At 69.6% G+C, this 312-nt stretch carries 1 pseudogene; it reads left to right on the plus strand.

Annotation, left to right across the window (positions count from 1 at the left end):
• Positions 1–312 (plus strand): annotated as a pseudogene (locus EIO00_RS24015) (TCP-1/cpn60 chaperonin family protein); the annotation flags it as partial.

Here is a 312-nt window from a genome sequence, read left to right on the forward strand (position 1 = left end):
GTCACCAAGGACGAGACCACGATCGTGGACGGGGCCGGTGACGCCGCCGAGATCGCCGGTCGGGTCAACCAGATCCGCACCGAGATCGAGAACACCGACTCTGACTACGACCGGGAGAAGCTGCAGGAGCGGCTGGCCAAGCTGGCCGGTGGCGTGGCGGTGATCAAGGCCGGTGCGGCGACCGAGGTGGAGCTGAAGGAGCGCAAGCACCGGATCGAGGACGCGGTGCGCAACGCCAAGGCCGCTGTGGAGGAGGGCATCGTGCCCGGCGGTGGTGTGGCGCTGCTGCAGGCCGGCGCCAAGGCGTTCGAC

Origin of the sequence: Thermomonospora catenispora (genome assembly GCF_006363815.1) — a bacterium.
GTDB classification, from domain to species: Bacteria; Actinomycetota; Actinomycetes; order Streptosporangiales; family Streptosporangiaceae; genus Thermomonospora; species Thermomonospora catenispora.